16 protein-coding genes are annotated in these 15580 nt (G+C 33.4%); 5 read left to right on the top strand and 11 right to left on the bottom strand.

Annotated features, from left to right (window positions below):
- Nucleotides 1-465: 465 nt before the first annotated feature.
- Both ASC72_RS04510 and ASC72_RS04505 read right to left on the bottom strand, forming a co-directional pair.
- The gene (locus ASC72_RS04510; protein WP_056187455.1) at nucleotides 466-1701 is read right to left on the bottom strand and encodes an ABC transporter permease; all 1236 of its coding nucleotides are present in this window, start codon (nucleotides 1699-1701) and stop codon (nucleotides 466-468) included.
- A 115-nt stretch (nucleotides 1702-1816) separates the two neighbouring features.
- Complete coding sequence (locus tag ASC72_RS04505) at nucleotides 1817-2311, bottom strand: YkgJ family cysteine cluster protein (protein ID WP_031455300.1); 495 nt, start codon at nucleotides 2309-2311, stop codon at nucleotides 1817-1819.
- A 74-nt stretch (nucleotides 2312-2385) separates the two neighbouring features.
- On the opposite strand from ASC72_RS04505, the gene ASC72_RS04500 reads away from it, so the two are divergent.
- Both ASC72_RS04500 and ASC72_RS04495 read left to right on the top strand, forming a co-directional pair.
- Nucleotides 2386-3093: a bifunctional 2-polyprenyl-6-hydroxyphenol methylase/3-demethylubiquinol 3-O-methyltransferase UbiG gene (locus tag ASC72_RS04500; RefSeq protein ID WP_056187452.1), complete on the top strand. Its 708-nt coding sequence runs from the start codon at nucleotides 2386-2388 to the stop codon at nucleotides 3091-3093.
- 18 nt (nucleotides 3094-3111) lie between these two features.
- Nucleotides 3112-3657 carry a YfiT family bacillithiol transferase gene (locus tag ASC72_RS04495; protein WP_056187449.1) on the top strand — a complete coding sequence of 182 codons (546 nt, stop codon included), beginning with the start codon at nucleotides 3112-3114 and terminating at the stop codon, nucleotides 3655-3657.
- 83 nt (nucleotides 3658-3740) lie between these two features.
- Here the strand turns inward: ASC72_RS04495 and ASC72_RS04490 are convergent, their stop codons facing one another.
- The 8 genes from ASC72_RS04490 to ASC72_RS04455 form a co-directional block, all read right to left on the bottom strand.
- A complete protein-coding gene (locus tag ASC72_RS04490) occupies nucleotides 3741-4373 on the bottom strand; it encodes a 7-carboxy-7-deazaguanine synthase QueE (protein ID WP_056187446.1) in 633 nt (210 codons plus the stop codon).
- 99 nt (nucleotides 4374-4472) lie between these two features.
- On the bottom strand, nucleotides 4473-6140 hold the full coding sequence (locus ASC72_RS04485) for a tetratricopeptide repeat protein (RefSeq protein WP_056187471.1): 1668 nt from the start codon (nucleotides 6138-6140) through the stop codon (nucleotides 4473-4475).
- 16 nt (nucleotides 6141-6156) lie between these two features.
- Nucleotides 6157-7080, bottom strand: a complete 924-nt coding sequence (locus tag ASC72_RS04480; protein ID WP_056187441.1) for a PstS family phosphate ABC transporter substrate-binding protein — start codon at nucleotides 7078-7080, stop codon at nucleotides 6157-6159.
- 2 nt (nucleotides 7081-7082) lie between these two features.
- On the bottom strand, nucleotides 7083-7313 hold the full coding sequence (locus ASC72_RS24460; protein WP_056187437.1) for a hypothetical protein: 231 nt from the start codon (nucleotides 7311-7313) through the stop codon (nucleotides 7083-7085).
- Nucleotides 7313-8110 carry an energy transducer TonB gene (locus tag ASC72_RS04470; protein ID WP_056187434.1) on the bottom strand — a complete coding sequence of 266 codons (798 nt, stop codon included), beginning with the start codon at nucleotides 8108-8110 and terminating at the stop codon, nucleotides 7313-7315. Before ASC72_RS04470 ends, ASC72_RS24460 begins: the two co-directional genes overlap by 1 nt.
- Nucleotides 8111-8147: 37 nt before the next feature.
- On the bottom strand, nucleotides 8148-8705 hold the full coding sequence (locus ASC72_RS04465) for a biopolymer transporter ExbD (protein WP_056187431.1): 558 nt from the start codon (nucleotides 8703-8705) through the stop codon (nucleotides 8148-8150).
- 19 nt (nucleotides 8706-8724) lie between these two features.
- Nucleotides 8725-9351, bottom strand: a complete 627-nt coding sequence (locus ASC72_RS04460) for a biopolymer transporter ExbD (RefSeq protein WP_056187428.1) — start codon at nucleotides 9349-9351, stop codon at nucleotides 8725-8727.
- 41 nt (nucleotides 9352-9392) lie between these two features.
- Nucleotides 9393-10217 carry a MotA/TolQ/ExbB proton channel family protein gene (locus ASC72_RS04455; RefSeq protein WP_056187425.1) on the bottom strand — a complete coding sequence of 275 codons (825 nt, stop codon included), beginning with the start codon at nucleotides 10215-10217 and terminating at the stop codon, nucleotides 9393-9395.
- A 379-nt stretch (nucleotides 10218-10596) separates the two neighbouring features.
- Here ASC72_RS04455 and ASC72_RS04450 point away from each other — a divergent pair, with 379 nt between their 5' ends.
- On the top strand, nucleotides 10597-12114 hold the full coding sequence (locus ASC72_RS04450) for a helicase HerA-like domain-containing protein (protein WP_056187422.1): 1518 nt from the start codon (nucleotides 10597-10599) through the stop codon (nucleotides 12112-12114).
- A 191-nt stretch (nucleotides 12115-12305) separates the two neighbouring features.
- Here ASC72_RS04450 and ASC72_RS04445 read toward each other — a convergent pair whose 3' ends face one another.
- Nucleotides 12306-13649, bottom strand: coding sequence for an NAD(P)/FAD-dependent oxidoreductase (locus ASC72_RS04445; RefSeq protein WP_056187418.1), 1344 nt, complete (start codon nucleotides 13647-13649; stop codon nucleotides 12306-12308).
- A 400-nt stretch (nucleotides 13650-14049) separates the two neighbouring features.
- Here ASC72_RS04445 and ASC72_RS04440 point away from each other — a divergent pair, with 400 nt between their 5' ends.
- Together ASC72_RS04440 and ASC72_RS04435 are read left to right on the top strand one after the other, a co-directional pair.
- Nucleotides 14050-14643 carry a GNAT family N-acetyltransferase gene (locus ASC72_RS04440; RefSeq protein ID WP_056187414.1) on the top strand — a complete coding sequence of 198 codons (594 nt, stop codon included), beginning with the start codon at nucleotides 14050-14052 and terminating at the stop codon, nucleotides 14641-14643.
- Nucleotides 14644-14788: 145 nt separating this feature from the next.
- Nucleotides 14789-15547 carry a helix-turn-helix domain-containing protein gene (locus ASC72_RS04435; RefSeq protein WP_241775620.1) on the top strand — a complete coding sequence of 253 codons (759 nt, stop codon included), beginning with the start codon at nucleotides 14789-14791 and terminating at the stop codon, nucleotides 15545-15547.
- Nucleotides 15548-15580: the final 33 nt, after the last annotated feature.

Genomic DNA, 15580 nt, shown 5'->3' with positions numbered 1-15580 from the left:
TTTTCCTTATTTTGGGCCATTTTACCGCAAAGACGCAAAGGTATTCTCTCTTTGAACTTATATTCGCAAAGGTCGCAAAGCTGGATTTTACTTTGTTTTTCGTTGTCTTTATAACAGTATCATGGTGCAGAGTCTTCCTTTTTCTTCTGGAAACCTTCATCTTCTTTTGAAAACGACTCCCCTAGCCCCGATAGTCCCGAAGCCTCGGGAGGAAATCCTTTTGCTTTTTCCTTTAAAAAGCAAAAGATTGGAACGGATAGCGGGAATAGCTCCTGAATAAAATCCAAATTCCAATTTTCAATTACAAGAGCTTCTCCCAAAGTCTCGGGACGCTCAGCAGGACAAGAGGACTACTCTTATTATATTACAGTAGTATTTCATTCCTTATACATATATATGCATAAAAAACAAACCCGACAGCTTTTGGAAAACTGTCGGGTTAGAAATTATAATGTAGTAAAACAATTAATCAAAACGAATAGCCTTTACCGGTGAGATCTTGGTTATGATATAGGAAGGAATTAATAGTACCAGAAAACAAACCGTAACCGTTAGTAAATTCAACAATATTATATAACCCCAGTTTATATAGACTGGTGCTACGTTGACATAATAATTTTCGGGGTTTAAATGGATGACTCCGAATTGTTGCTGAATTAGCAATAATGAAATACCAATTAAGTTACCCCAGAAGAGTCCTCTTACAATAAGATAAAACGCATTGTATAAAAATATCTTACGAACTGTCCAATTATTTGCGCCGAGTGCTTTTAGAATCCCGATCATTTGTGTGCGCTCGAGAATAAGAACCAACAATGCAACTACCATATTAATTGTCGCCACTAATATCATTACAGCAAGAATGACGATTATATTGAAATCAAAAAGCTGTAGCCAGTCAAAAATGTAACTGTATTTTTCGATTATTGTTTTAGTATCGAGATTTGAAGATGTCTGATCGTAAATTTGATCACCAGTCGTTTTAATGTTGTTAAAGTCTTTTACAAAAACTTCGAATGCACCAATTTGATCCGGTGTCCATTTATTTATTCTTTGAATATGGCGAATATCTCCAATTATATAGGTTGCATCGAAATTTTGGAACCCTGAATTAAAAATTCCTGTGATTTTAAATCGGCGGCTATTAGGCATTTTACCCTGCTCTTCTTTAATAAAGAAAGTATTGAATTGATCTCCTACTTTTAAATTTAGGCGATCTGCAAGAAATCTTGAAATTATAACCTCTTCATTTAATTCTTTGGTAAAATCAGGCAATTTACCTTCGACTAAATACTCTTTTATATTATTCCAGTCATAATCTGCACCTACACCTTTAAAAATAATTCCTTCAAAAGCATTTTCTGTTCTAATGATTCCTGCTTTGCTTGCGATCGCCTGAATATGTTTTACTTCTGGAACTGATTTAAAATTGGGATAAAAATCTTGTTTTTTAGAAATAGGAATTAAGGTTACTTCAGAATTATTATTATCGTAATTTGAAATAATAACCTGACCATTGAAAGCTGAAACTTTGTCGCGTATTTTTTGTTGCAGACCAATTCCGGTTGCTACCGAAACCAACATCATAATAATACCAATAGCGATCGCCGAAATGGCAATTTTAATAATGGGTGCCGAAATACTGCTCTTATAATCTTTAGCAGTAATAAGTCTTTTGGCTATAAAATATTCTAGATTCAATTTATGAGGTCTGATTAATGATTATTTCTTTGTTTGATTTTCATAACTGTTCAAAAATACATTTTAAAAAGCAAAAAAGAATTATCCTGAAAAACAATTACAAAACATTTAAGTTCTAAAGAGGCAGTTTCTTTTTCATTTCTTCAACAATATTATAGGCTGCCGGGCAAATTGCTACATTTTTCAAAGTAAGATCTGCAATCTGATGAAACTTTTTACGATCTGTATGTGGAAATTCTCTACAGGCTTTTGGACGAACATCATAAATCATACAATAGTTTTCATTATCCAAAAAAGTACACGGAACACTTTTTAGAACATAGTCTTTGTCTTCGTCGATTCGAAGATACTGATCGATGAATTGCTGCGGTTTTTGCCTAAAAGATTTTGAAATTCTTTCGATATCGGCCAAAGTAAACAACGGCCCGGTTGTTTTACAACAATTGGCACATTGCAAACAATCCGTTTTTTTGAATTCGGCATCATGCAAATCCTGCATAACGTAATCCAAATTCTTCGGTTGCTTTTTTTTCAGCTTATCAAAATACTTTTTGTTTTCGATATGCTTATCTTTGGCTAACTTATTTAAGTTATTTAAAATTTGTTTCAAGTTTAAAATTTAAAGTTGATCTGCAAAATTAAACAACTTTGAACTTGAAACCTTAAACTTTGAACTAAATTACCATGAAAGATCTTTTTGGAAAAGCGATGTATGATTTTCAGACCAATAATTCACCTGAAAACATAATAACAGAAACTTCTATTTCTGAAGAAGATGAAATGAGTGTCGATTACTTATTCCGTTCTTATAATGAAATGCCAAAACTGGAACAAAAAGCACTACAATTAGCTTTCGGAAAAACCTTAGATGTGGGTTGCGGAGCCGGAAGTCACAGTTTATCATTACAAAATGATCGTAATTTAAATGTAACTTCCATCGATATTTCAGAAAAAGCAATAGCAACCTGCAAACTTCGTGGTATTACCAATGCTAAAGTTCAAAATATATTAGATTTTGATGGAGAAAAATTTGACACCATTATATTATTAATGAATGGGGTTGGGATTTTTGGAAAATTAGACAACTGTAACAAATATTTATCAAAACTTAAATCGCTTTTAAATCCTGGTGGTCAAATTCTATTGGACAGTTCTGATATTATCTATATGTTTGATGAAGATGAAGACGGCGGGAAATGGATTCCGTCTAATAACGATTATTACGGTGAACTAGTATTTAATATTTCTTACAAAGGTGAAAAAGAAGAACCATTTGATTGGTTATATTTGGATTATAATACACTGCAAAACGCTGCTATTGCAAACGAGCTAAAATGTGAACTTCTTTTAGAGGGAGAACATTATGATTATTTAGCCAGACTTTCAATATAAAAATATCATTATACTATTATGGAAGAATTAGATTTAGAGAAATTAAAATTTCCCATTGGGAAATTTAAAACACCTTCGTCCTTTACGCCTGAATACATTTCAGATAAAATCGAAGAAATTGTCACTTTTCCTGAAAGAATAAAAAAAGAGACTCTTCATTTAAACGATGAACAATTAGACACGCCTTATCGCCCTGGCGGATGGACCGTACGTCAAGTAATTCATCATTGCGCTGAAAGTCATATGAATTGTTTCATTAGAATCAAATGGGCTCTGACTGAAAATAATCCTGTGATAAAAGCATACGATGAAGTATTATGGTCTGAATTACCCGATAATTTAAAAATGCCAATTCAACCAACATTAAATTTACTGGAAGGATTACATTATCGATTAGCCTTCATAATGAAAAATTTATCAGAAGCTGATTTAGAAAAATCATTTATTCATCCCGAAAATAATTCTGAATATCGAATTAAACAAATTATCGGGACCTATGCCTGGCATGGAAATCATCATTTGGCACATATCACCAATTTAAAAAAATACAAAAACTGGAAATAAAGCAAAGCTGTTTCTTTTTTACACATTGTAAACACTTTACTAAACAAAAAATCTCTTCAGTTGAAGAGATTTTTTTATTCTATTTACGGAATATTCAAATATTTATGAGTCTGAAGTGAAACTCTCCATTTTGGATTATTCATTACATAATCAACAATCAAAGGAGTCATTTCTTCTTTTTTACTCCATTCTGGCTGAAGGAATAAAATCGCGTTATCATTAACGAGTTCTGCTTGCTCTTCTGCAAAGATAAAATCATGTTTATTGTAAATAATCACCTTTAACTCATGCGCATTATCATATACGGTCTGAGTAGGCAATTTATTCTTTTTAGGTGAAAGACAAATCCAATCCCAGGTTCCTGAAAGCGGATATGCTCCGGAAGTTTCAATATGAACTTTTAAATTTTTATCTTTTAATTGCTGGGTTAACAAACTCATGTCCCAAGTTAAAGGCTCTCCACCAGTAATAACAACAGTATCGGCATAACTTGAAGCATTCTTTACAATTAAATCAACACTTGTTGGCGGATGTAATTCAGCATTCCAACTCTCCTTCACATCACACCAGTGACAACCAACATCACAGCCTCCAATTCTAATAAAATATGCGGCTGTACCCGTATGAAAACCTTCTCCCTGAATGGTATAAAATTCTTCCATCAAAGGCAACATCGCTCCTTTATTAACTTCTAATTGTATTTCTTTTGATAACATTATTTTATTTTAAAGTGCAAAGATAGTCAATTAAATACGGAACAAAAAAAACCGATAGTTCAAGAAACTATCGGTTTTATATTTAGTAAATAACTTTTCTTATTTTAAAGCTTTCACAGATTGAGTAGCGTAAGCATTAGTTGGGTCTAAAGTCAAACTTTTATTGAAATATTCAATAGCTTTTGCTTTATCAGTGTTAGCATAAGCAGCACCAATTGAATTGTACGATTCCACAACTTTTTTAACTGTTGCAGGTTTTGCTAATTCTTCAGCACCTTTTGCAGTTGTTCTAGTGATATACTCCTGGTAGTTTTTGATAATTAAATCATCTTTCTCCAATAAGTTATTGATTCTTCCTTTGTACAAGTAAGCCTCATCATAAGTTGGAGAAGCAACTAATACTCTGTCAAAAGCAGCATCAGCCTTAGTTAAAGCGGCAGCATCCATCGCAGTTTTTTCTTTATTTGCATTTGCATAATAAAGAGAAATACCATAGTATACATTATCATTTAGATAATTTTTTTGCTCAGTATTAGTAGTGCTCAATTCATAAATTGCAGCAGCTTGATTATATTGTTTTTTACCAAACAATTCTTTACCGAAATCCCCAAGATCTTCAACAGCTAATGGCTCCACGGCAACTGCTTTTTTGATTTCAGCTAGACCAGCCTCAAAAGCAGCAGGGTCAACTACACCAGCAGCATCAGTTCCTTTTTTAATTTTAGCAAATCCTAAGTATAAATTATCTTTTGCAATAACTTTGTTAGAAGGCACTTTCATGTAATCTTCTAATGATTTAATCGCAATGTCATAATTACCATTTTCATAAGCAGAATATCCTAAATATCTGTAAATTCTAGGATTAACTTTATCCAACTCAATCATTTTGTTTGCTTCCTTTTCAAGAGCTTTATAATCTTCAACTAAAATCAAGAAATCAGCATGACGCATTCTAGAGTTCATAGAATAATCTGTTAGACTCAGGTATTTCTCGTAGTTTTGAATTGCTTTTTGATAATTTGTTTGTCTTGTAGAAGGTTTGTTTCTTGCCCACTTGTAATAAGTTTCAGCCAATTCTCTGTAAACTGGTCCGTAATTAGCATCAATAGCAATAACTTCATTGAAAGCTTTAATCGCTTCATCATATGATTTAGCACCTTTTAATAAAACACCTAATTGCATTTTCGCTCTTAAAAGTGTTGGATCTGCAGTAAATGCGTCACGATACGCTTTGTAAGCATCATTTTGATTATTTGCTCCATAATAAGCATCACCAATTGCCAAAAGCGCCGTTGCATTTTGAGGCTCAAGTGCTAAAGCACGTTTCAAACTTGCAATTGCATTTGTATAATCAGGACTTGTAGAGTTCATATAGGCTCTACCAATGTAAATAAATTCATTTACATCTTTACGCTTTATATCTTTTGTAGCTAAACCAAAATTAGCCTGAGCAGAAGCTGTATTTTTTGAATCAAGATCTAACTGACCTAAACCAATATAATTTAAGTTTTTCTTGTCAGCAGCTTCTAAACCATTTAAGTAATAAATTTTAGCAGAATCAACAATAGCCTGATTTAAGTAAATATTACCCAATACAAAGTTAGCTTCCCCATCAGAAGGTTTAGCTTTGATGATTGATTTCAGCAAAGATTTAGCTTTCTCAAATTGTTCAGCATCAATTGCCTTTTTGGCCTGGTTTATATCTTGCGCTTTTGCAACAGAAGCTGAAGCAACTAAGGCAAGACTAAAAATTTTAAATTTATTCATCTTTATTGTAATTAATTTATTCTTTATCGTTAATAATTTCATTTCTAATTTTAAGTTTTCTTCCAGGAGTTCTGACAGGCATCAATCCGGATTTCAACACGATTCTTTGTCCAATATCACCTGCGATGAATGAAGCAAAACCCATCCCTAATCCAGAATACCCTTGACAATTTATAATAAACAAATCACGTGCCAAAGGGTATTTTTTTAATGCAATATCAGTTTGGCTTGGGTTATAATACTTATTATCATTTAAGCCTTTTACACTTATAACATTAATTTTCTTAATTGTCTCGATCATATTTGGAGAAGGCTGTGACAACCAATTAACACCAACTACCCCAATCATCCCATCATTTTCAGAAACAAATTTAATCACTTCATCATTTGTTTTAAAAGAAAAAACACCAGTAGCCGGAATCTCTTTTACCTTAGCTAATTCCTTCATATAACGAACCGTGCTTGAATTTGGATTATCAAAAACAAGACCTTTAATTCCTGTATTTGTTTTACCCTGCATAAAATCTAGTACAGCTTTCAACGCAATTAATGTATCATTATTGCTTTTGTTTGAAATTAAAGCAATTGCATCGGTTGCAAATGGAGTAACTCTGGGATTTATTTTATTCTTTTCGAATCTGCTTTTTTCTTCTGTTGTCAAATCTCTCGTAACAACAACTACTTTAGCTTTCTGATCTAATAAATCGTTTATAACCTCCGCTTCAGATTTTGGTTTAACTGTAATTTTTGCATCATAGTAAGTTCCTTCAAAAACAGCAACCTGATCATCAACAATTGGTTTTACAGTTTCATCAACTGTAATTTCAATAGCTCCTTTTAGAATTGTCTCTTTACCTGATTCATTCTTGCTTTTTTGGTTGCACATTGCAAACAAAAAAACAAAAGCTACCAAACCAAAAACTTTACTGTATTTTAACATATTTACTCAGCGTTTGAATTAATTAATCTCAGAAAACGGATTGCCGAATAAACGATCAACAAACCACCAAAAGCATATCTATATTTAGGTTCCATGTTTAACGGCAATTTCTCCCAAAACATAATCATTAAACCAAGCACAAGATATATTAAAAAAAACAGTATTCCTAAAACAAGAAGAAATCGCTCTTTGAGCGATTTCTTCTGAATATTATTAAGCATATCTTTTAACATTATTCTGCAGATTGAATAGTAATAGGAAGAGAATATAATACCCTAACTTTTTTACCATTTTGCTCACCAGGTGTCCATCTTGGACATTTTTTAAGAACACGAATTGCTTCTGCTCCTGTACCGTAACCGATATCCCTTAGAACTTTAATGTCGGTTAATGAACCGTCTTTTTCAACTACAAACGTAACGTAAACTTTACCTTTCAAACCTTCTTCTTCCGGAGTCTTGTAATTGTTTCCTACGAATTTGTAGAACTTCTCAATTCCTCCAGGGAAATCTGGTTTTACTTCGATACCAGCTGTGTTATATACCTGGTTATCTTCTTCTACTACTGCAGCAGTTCCGGTACCTACTGGCTCATCAACAGTTAAAACTGCATCCGGATCTCCTTTGATAGTTTCAGAACCTACTTTTTTATCTTTAAGATCTTCAATTTTTGGAGGATCTTCTGTAACCTCTTCTGCCTTGGCAACCACTGGTTTTGTAAACTTCACCTGATCCACTTTTGGTGGTGGTGGTGGTGGTGGTGGTTGATTCGGTTTTACTTCCTCTTTTTTAGGAGGTAATTTTACTGTAGCAATCTTAACATTGTTATCTACTTCATCTTCACCAGAATCTGGCAAAAAACTAGCAATAAGAGGAGCAGCAACAGCAAAGGCAAATATAACAGAACCAATGATAAGTGCTTTTATCGTTGTTTTACTGTTAGATTTTCTTAACTCATATGCACCATAGATCTTATTACGTCCTTCGAATACGATATCAAGCCACTGATTTTTTATAATATCTAATTTCATTTTTCTTGATTATTAGGATGTTAAAATAAGATAGAACTTACTTTTTCTCTACCAATTTATTTTCTTCTGCTGTAAACTCAGGAACAATAGCATAAGTTTTAACTCCACTAATAGCCATTTCATCCAAAATATCCACTAAATTACGGTAATTCGATTTTTTAGTTGGCTTAATGATAACTATAATCCCACTTTTAGGTTTTCCTATCGAAGCAGCATATTCTGTAGCTAATTTCTTTCGTTTAAGCAATTCCTTACGAATACCATCTTTACCATAAGCAATATCTTTTGGACCAACTTTAGGTGCAGATAATAATCCCATATAGTAGGTCAATTTATTATTTTCTCCTAATATCACAGTCATAGTAAGATTTTCATCTACTTTAGTATCTTCTGTCTTTGTCGAATCCGGATCTTTATCTGGCAGAGACAAATCCATCGATTGAGGTTTTGACAACGATGTGGTTAACATAAAGAATGTGATCAATAAGAATGCCAAATCCACCATTGCCGTTAAATCGACTTTTGAATTTTGCTTTTTACTTCTTACTTTACCACCTTTTCCGCCACCACCGTCGCCGGTATTTAATTCAGCCATTTTAGTGTATCTTTTTTAATTAAAAGTCTTTTCCTCTCGTACCTGTAACTAAGTTAAAGGAATTGATTTTCTGATCTTGTAGAATATCCATAATCTTTTTGATTTGTGGATACTGTTCTTTTGCATCTCCTTTAATTGCAATCTGCAATTCTTTATCATCAATATCGATAGCAGCTCTTCTTGAAACCAAAAGCCACTCTTTTAATTGATTATCCAAAGAATCGATTGGAATTCCAGGTTGATTTGCTTTCACTCTTTCAGATGCCTTCATAGCAATGATTTGCTTTAAATTTGCAACTGGTACACCGAAGTCATCCATTAAAGCAAATTTAGTTTTATCATCTTCTGTAAAAGTAACACCAAATTTCGCCCCCATTCCTTCAAGAGACCTTTTACGAAGTTCTCTTCCTTTTAGGTCAAAAAACACTTTGCTTTTCCCGTCTGCACCTTTTCCTACTGTAATAATTGCCAAATCTGTATCAGGCAATTTAAATTCAGCAACAGAAGCAGGCATATCTACAGGAAGTGCTTCAGGCACCTTAGCAGTAGCGGTCAAAATAAAGAACGTAAGCAAAAGGAACGCAACATCACACATGGCAGTCATATCTGTCGATGTAGACTTTTTTTTCATTTTTATTTTAGCCATTCTCTTTTATTTTTATTCTGATAATTAATATCAAAAATTAATTATTGTTTCAAACTTCCTCTGAATCTTCTGTAAGTATTCACGATTGTAGTACCAGCCTCATCGATAGAGTAAGTTAAATCATCAATTTTAGCAGTAAAGAAGTTGTAAGAAACGATAGCTAAGATAGAAGTAGAGATACCTGTTGCAGTGTTGATAAGTGCCTCAGAAATACCTGTTGCAAGAGCAGCCTGATCTGGAGTTCCAGCAGAAGCTAACGCACCAAACGCTTTAATCATTCCTGATACAGTTCCTAATAATCCTCCTAAAGTTCCTAATGATACTAAAGTAGAGATAATAGTCATATTTTTTTCTAACATTGGCATTTCTAATGAAGTTGCCTCTTCGATTTCTTTGTGGATTACTTCAGAAGCTTCTTCACTGTTGAAACCTTCTTTTTTAACATCTTGATATTTAATCAAAGCAGATTTAATTGCATTTGCAACTGAACCTTGTTGTTTGTCACATGAAGCAATAGCAGCCTCGATGTTTCCTTCTTTGATACTTCCTTGAACGCTTTTCATAAATTTATCTAAGTTCGCTTTTCCAGCAGCTTTTCCGATAACGATAAATCTTTCAATTGAAAAAACAACAACCATTAAAAACATACCTAATAATACTGGTACAATAAATCCTCCTTTATATACCTGTCCTAATGTATTGATTGGGTGACCTGTTTCTGGATTTCCTCCTTCGAAGTTCGCTGCGTCTCCCATGATTACTTTCCAAATAAACACCCCAACTAAAATACACGCAACAATAATGATTCCAGTAATCATTCCTCCTCCATTTGAAGTGCTTTCTTTTTTAACTTTAACGTTTGCCATTTTTTTTAATTTTAATAGTTTTAAATAATTTTTATTTTTTAGTTATATTTAACTTGTAGAGGAGCAAATTTATACGTTTAGTTTAAATAAAAAAACTTTTTTTAATTTTATTGAAGGAAATTTAACGTCAATTTAAAAAATATCTCATTAAATTGCCAACTCTATTTTTTTGATAAAACAAAAAACACGACGAAATATGGGAAAATTACAACGTTTTAGTAAATATTCAAAGATTCCGTTGATATCTTCTTAAAAAGTTGCGAAATTTTTTTTTATCATATTTTTAATCAAAAATAGCTTTTTCCTACTAAAATATATATATCGAAATTCTTAAAAAATTAAGCATTACTCTTATAATCATCTAAATTACAAATAAAACATGAATAAAAAAGATAATTTCATTCAGGATATTAATACAGGCTATCTTTCGAAAGGCGACAGTATTATTTTGGGAGGCGCTATGCTGGATGGGGAGCCAATTGCTGAGGCTCATGTAAAAATCCCTCTTAAAACATTAAATCGTCACGGCCTGATTGCCGGAGCAACCGGAACAGGAAAAACCAAAACTATTCAGGTTTTTTCAGAACAATTATCAAATGCCGGAATTCCTGTTTTGATGATGGATATAAAAGGTGATTTTAGTGGTATTGCAAAAGAAGGAAAAGAAGAAGGTTTTATAACGGAGCGCCACACCAAAATAAACATACCTTATAATATAGCTTCATTTCCTGTTGAATTAATGTCATTATCAAAACAACACGGAGTTCGCCTGCGCGCAACTGTTTCTGAATTTGGTCCGGTATTATTTTCCCGAATTTTGGATTTAAATGATACGCAAGCTGGAGTTGTCGCTGTCATTTTTAAATATTGCGATGATAATCAGATGCCTCTATTAGATTTAAAAGACATTAAAAAAATTATCAATTATATTACTGAGGAAGGCAAAGACGAAATCGCTGCGAGTTATGGCAAAATCTCAACGGCAACAACCGGAACGATTTTGAGAAAAATCATTGAATTGGAACAACAAGGAGCTGATTTGTTTTTTGGCGAATTGTCGTTTGAGATTGATGATTTAATGCGCATTGACGAAAATGGAAAAGGATACGTAAACATCATCCGCCTGACGGATATTCAGGACAAGCCTAAATTATTCTCTACTTTTATGTTGAGTTTATTAGCTGAGATTTACCAGAAAATGCCTGAAAAAGGAGATGCAGAACAACCTGAATTAGTCATTTTTATTGATGAAGCACATTTAATTTTCAATGAAGCCAGTAAAGCTTTATTAGAACAAATTGAAACTATTGTAAAACTGATTCGTTCTAAAGGTATTGGGGTTTATTTTGTAACTCAAAATCCAATGGATGTTCCAAGTGGAGTTTTGGCTCAATTAGGATTAAAGATTCAGCATGCTTTAAGAGCATTTACAGCAAACGACCGTCAGGCCATCAAAAAAACAGCTGATAATTATCCAACCTCTCCTTATTATAAAACAGATGAATTATTGACAAGTCTGGGAATTGGAGAAGCTTTGGTTACGGCTCTAAACGAAAAAGGAGTTCCAACCCCGCTTGTTGCAACCATGATGCGTGCGCCACAAAGCCGAATGGATATTCTGACTTCATCAGAAATCGACGAAATAAACAACAAATCAAAACTGGTTAAAAAATATAACGAGGAAATTGATCGCGAAAGTGCTTATGAATTGTTATGCAAAAAAATCGAAGATGCTACACAAGCTGCAGCCGAGCAAGAAGAACAAACACCAACTAAATCTTCAAAATCTGAACCTAGTACAGCCAGCGTTGTTGGGAAATCAGTTTTGAAAGTGGTAACGAGCGCTACCTTTATAAGAGGTGTTTTTGGCGTACTATCAAAAATCTTTAAAAAATAAAATCTCACCATATAAGTGATATAAGTTCATTTAAAACTTTGCATCTAGATTAAATGAACTTATATGGTGTAAAAAATTACGTGTTTTAAAGCAATAGATTGATTCTACAAGAAACCCGACAGGTTTTTAAAACCTGTCGGGTTTACTGCATATATAAAATAAACTTATATCACTTATATGGTGAAAAAAAATTATGCGTTTTGCAACAACTCCAGAATCTTATTTTCTACTTCCGGGGTGTTCCAAATATTTTCAATATTATTGAGTTTTAGAATCTCTTCCATGATTTCGTTTTGGAAATCTCCAATTGCCAAAGCTTCGGCATAGGGACGGTCGCTAAAAGTTACACGACTGTACAATGGAATCCATTTATCTGGGTATTTATCTGAAAATGCTTTTTCAATTTTCTTTTGTAATAAGAATTTTTCATCGGCAGTTTTGGTACTCATTTCCATGAAATTGCGATATGATAGTTCTGCAATGGCATCGGCATTTGGTTTGCGCGAAATTTGATATTCAGAGAAAATCTTTTTCCAGTCGTTTCCGTATTTTTCAATCATTTCATTCAGAACCGTAATGTCTTCAAAACCGGCATTCATTCCTTGTCCGTAAAACGGAACAATGGCATGACAGGCATCTCCAATTAAAGCAATTTTATCTTCATAAGTCCACGGAAAACATTTCATCGTAACCAAAGTACTTGTTGGATTCTTAAAGAAATCCTCTGCCAGCTTCGGAATCACTTCAATCGAGTCCGGGAAGTTTTTCTCAAAGAAATCTTCGACCATTTTTCGGTCTGTTAGGGATTCAAACGAATTTTCACCCTCAAAAGGCATAAATAAAGTACACGTAAAACTTCCATCTAAATTAGGAAGCGCAATCAACATGTATTTACCGCGAGGCCAGATATGAAACGAGTTTTTATCCAGTTTGTGAGTTCCGTCGGCATTGGCCGGAATATTCAATTCTTTGTAACCCATATTCAAAAATTCCTGCGAATAATTGAACATACTCTGGCGTTGCATTCTGTGTCGAATTCTCGAAAAAGCACCATCGGCACCAAAAACCATATCGTATTTTTTCTCTTCCCACTCCCCTCTTTCGGTTTCGCCAATATGCAAAGTCGCATCGCTCAGCGTTACATCCCAGATTTTTTCTTCAAAATAAAACTCTGCTCCCGCTTGTTCCGCAAGATCAATCATTTTTCGGTTCAAAGTTCCTCTTGAAATCGAATAAATCGATTCGCCTTCCTGCCCGTAATTCTGAAAATTGAGTTTATCCACCAAATGAATCGCACGTTTGTCCATCGGAATCGCGATTTCACGAACCGCATCGCCAACGCCAACACCATCAAGCGCTCTCCATCCCCGGTTAGACATTGCCAGATTTATAGAACGACCCGAGAAATTAATTTTGCGAATATCAGGACTACGATCATAAACATGAACGGTGTGACCTGCTTTTTTAAGGTAAATTGCCAATAGCGATCCTACCAATCCAGAACCTACAACGGCAATTTTTAGTGAAGTTTGCATCAAGAAAAATCTAAATATAAGATCGTAAAAATAGGTAATAATTCTACAAGAGCTTAAAAATAAAGGAAATATTTATGATTTATATGGGCATGACCCGCCGAAAAAAGCGGGTCGGGCTTTCGGCTATATCTTTTATTCCGCTTCTCTCCATAAAAGGATACCGCCTCTATCCCTCATGCAAGACCCGTTTTCATAACAAAATCTCGTTTTTATAAATTTATTAGGAATCTGAAAAGAACTATTTTCGTTGAAGAAATAATCTCGCAAAGGCGCAAAAGCGCAAAGTTTTTTTAACCACAGATTAAAGGATTAAAATGATTTAAAAAAAATCTGCCAGATCTGCCAAATCTGCGAGAAAAAAACTTTGCGTCTTTATGTCTTCGTGGCAAAACAGAAACCAATGAATAGCGAACTATTACAATCAAACATCATTTTAGAAAACGAACGCGTTTTATTACTCCCATTTGAAAACGAAAGAAACCAAGAACTCAAAGAAATCATTTTTGATGATGAAATCTGGAAATATATGGGAATGTATGTGCGAACTGAAACTGACTTCGAAAACTACATAACAAACACCTTAAAACAAAAAGAGGACGGCATTTGTTATCCCTTTTTAATTATTGACAAAGCCACCAACAAAGTTGCCGGAAGTACACGATATGGCTACCTTAACCATGCAAGTCAAAAATGTGAAATTGGCTGGACCTGGTACGGAAAAGCATTTCAGGGAACAGGTTTAAACAAAGCCTGCAAGTATGAATTACTAAATTTCGGTTTCGAAAATATTCAATTCAAAAGAATACAATTTAGTGCTGATTTGGAAAACAAAAAATCACAAAGAGCGATTGAAAAATTGGGTGCCGTTAAAGAAGGTATCTTTAGAAATAATTATGTCGATTCTGAAGGAAAGAGTAAGGATGATGTTTATTATAGTATTATTTTAGAGGAATGGGAAGCTACTAAACGAGAATATTTTTCGGAGTTTAACTAGAAAAAATGCGTTCTGTTATTGTAATGTAAAAAATGGTAATTTAGCGTAGAAATTTCAATTTAAAAACCAGAAAAAACTCTCTAACATAATACAATAAATGAACCTTTATTCAGAACATTATGTCAGCAAAAATTGCGAAAGGTTCGTGAATAAGATTTGGTGTCTTGACAACAGCATCGGCGAAAGCCTGATCGAAAACAAATTGGTTTTACCAAATGGCTGTTTTAATATCGCTATTGTGAGCGGAAATGCAATAGAAGTTCACACAAGCAAAAACAAATATATTATGAACGAAGGTTTTTACTTTTGTTCGCAAATGACCAATAAAGTTTTGGTTAATATTCAACCCAAAACTAAAGTTACGATTATTCAACTACACGCCTGGACACTTTCATTTTTTCCGAATTATGACTTGAATAATTTTGTCGATTCTATTATCAAAATTGATCAATCTGATTTGCCTTTTGTAACCGAAAATGATTCTGTTTTAAACAACGATATCTTTCTTTTATTAAATAGAATCAATACTTACTTTGAAGAATTAGATTCGATTAATTCTTCAAAAAACACAATTGAAAAAATCTGTGAAACTATCAAACTTCGCCATGAAGAGATTTCAGTTTCGGAAATTGGAAAAGTTCTAAATGTTTCTCAACGAATGCTTCAAATCAAATTTAAATCGGCAACCGGACTTACGATTAAAAAATACATTCAGATTCTGAAATTTAGAAAATCGGTCGACCAAATGGTGAATTCTGGTTTAGAAAAACTAAAACTAACCGATGTTGCACTTTACAATCAATATTTTGATCAGTCACATTTTATAAAACAATTCAAAGATGTGATGAAAACAACTCCAAAAATGTTCAATTCGGGTTCGTATTTTCTTTCCAAAAAAAGATAAGATTTCGCATTTATACAATTTTGTGGTCGTTCA

It is taken from the genome of Flavobacterium sp. Root420 (genome assembly GCF_001427905.1).
Lineage (GTDB): Bacteria > Bacteroidota > Bacteroidia > Flavobacteriales > Flavobacteriaceae > Flavobacterium.
This window is presented reverse-complemented; position numbering and strand designations above follow the sequence as displayed.